The sequence below is a fragment of the Bartonella sp. OC16QHHD genome (assembly GCF_042194035.1).
In the GTDB taxonomy this organism is placed as follows: Bacteria; Pseudomonadota; Alphaproteobacteria; order Rhizobiales; family Rhizobiaceae; genus Bartonella.
In genome coordinates, this window is record NZ_JBHIMJ010000095.1 from 1 (window position 1) to 1,349 (window position 1,349).

Genomic DNA, 1,349 nt, shown 5'->3' on the forward strand with positions numbered 1-1,349 from the left:
CTTGTGCATTGCCATAAACTTCTGCATTATCAAAAACGTGCGGTTCACCGCAAATATATGCATCACCGTAAACTTCTGCATCACCGTAAATGCATGGTTCATCGCAAACTTCTGCTTTGCCATAAATACGAGAATTGTTGTAAACATGTGCATAACCGTAAACTTGTGCATTTTCGTAAACCTTAGCATCACCAAAAACCTTGGCATAACCATAGACTTTTGCATAATCCCCAATCCAGCAATTACCACGATGCGATAGGTTGTCTTCTTTCTCGATATAGCCTCCTAAATCACCTTTCTCGACGTTTCCAAAGTCTCGTAATGCGCGAATGCGGTGGAGAGTTTTGCCCCCAACTTCGATTGTTTCATCAGTAAGTTCATATTTCTTTTCCATAATGATAGCCTCTTAATGCATGCTTTGTCTTTTAAGCTCTTGAGACAGCACCCCCATGCCTTTTGTTGTGATTTTTGCTGAAGGAATGACTTTTTCAGTTCCATTTTCGGTTTGAATAGTGAGGGTTGAGCAATCCATTAGTCCTTTTTGGATTTTATCCTGATAAGGCAATAAGCGATCCCCGAAAGTGCGTCGATACACCCATCCTTTTTTCTGTAGGAAGAGAATGAATTGTTTTGGTTGCATTTCGAGCACTTTAGCGGCTTCAGTAAGACTGAAGAGCCCATCAGAGCGTTGCAAGCTTTCCAGAGCCATTGCTTTTGGTTTTAAATCTTCAATGATGATGTCTTTACGCTCATTTTCATTTTTTAGATGAGTTAATACACCTAACATTACTTGTGGACTTGAGTAATCGATTTGTGGTGTAACAACTTGCTTTGCACGCCGCTCGCATTCGATAAAATATTGACGGGCTTGTTTTCCTTTTTCATTACGCTCTACCATGGAAAGTTCTTTTGCCATTTCCAAGGTGAGATGATAATTAATTGCAATAACAGATCTAGATTTTGCGCTCGCCAAATTTGGTGACCGCAAATCTTGTGTTTTTACAAAGTCTTGTCCTTCTATAAAATTGTATCTGCTAATACGGTCCTTAATCCAATTGGAAAAGTCTCGTTTTGCTTCTAAGAATGCGTGCAAGTCACGAGCATTGACTGTCTGAACGCTTTCTTCGTTAATGGTGTTATTTGTAATAGTGATAGGATTATTCATAAGTTTACTCCATCCGATAATTTAATAAGAGGAAAGAGGGGGGCGCTTTTAAAAACGCCCTCTGTAGTATGTATAATGTGGGTAGTTTGGAATGACATCCGAAAGAGTTAAACGGTGCTGCTGTTCATAAGTACCGTATGTTTCATCTTCATATCGCTGCTGTTTTATATCATCTAAAAAAAAA

At 39.1% G+C, this 1,349-nt stretch carries 2 protein-coding genes; both read right to left on the minus strand.

Features of this window, described 5'->3' with window-relative positions:
• On the minus strand, positions 1-394 hold a 394-nt coding region (locus ACFIK1_RS09480), incomplete at its 3' end, for a hypothetical protein (protein WP_375662661.1).
• A 12-nt stretch (positions 395-406) separates the two neighbouring features.
• Complete coding sequence (locus tag ACFIK1_RS09485; protein WP_375635088.1) at positions 407-1,165, minus strand: antA/AntB antirepressor family protein; 759 nt, start codon at positions 1,163-1,165, stop codon at positions 407-409.
• Between the last annotated feature and the right edge of the window lie 184 nt (positions 1,166-1,349).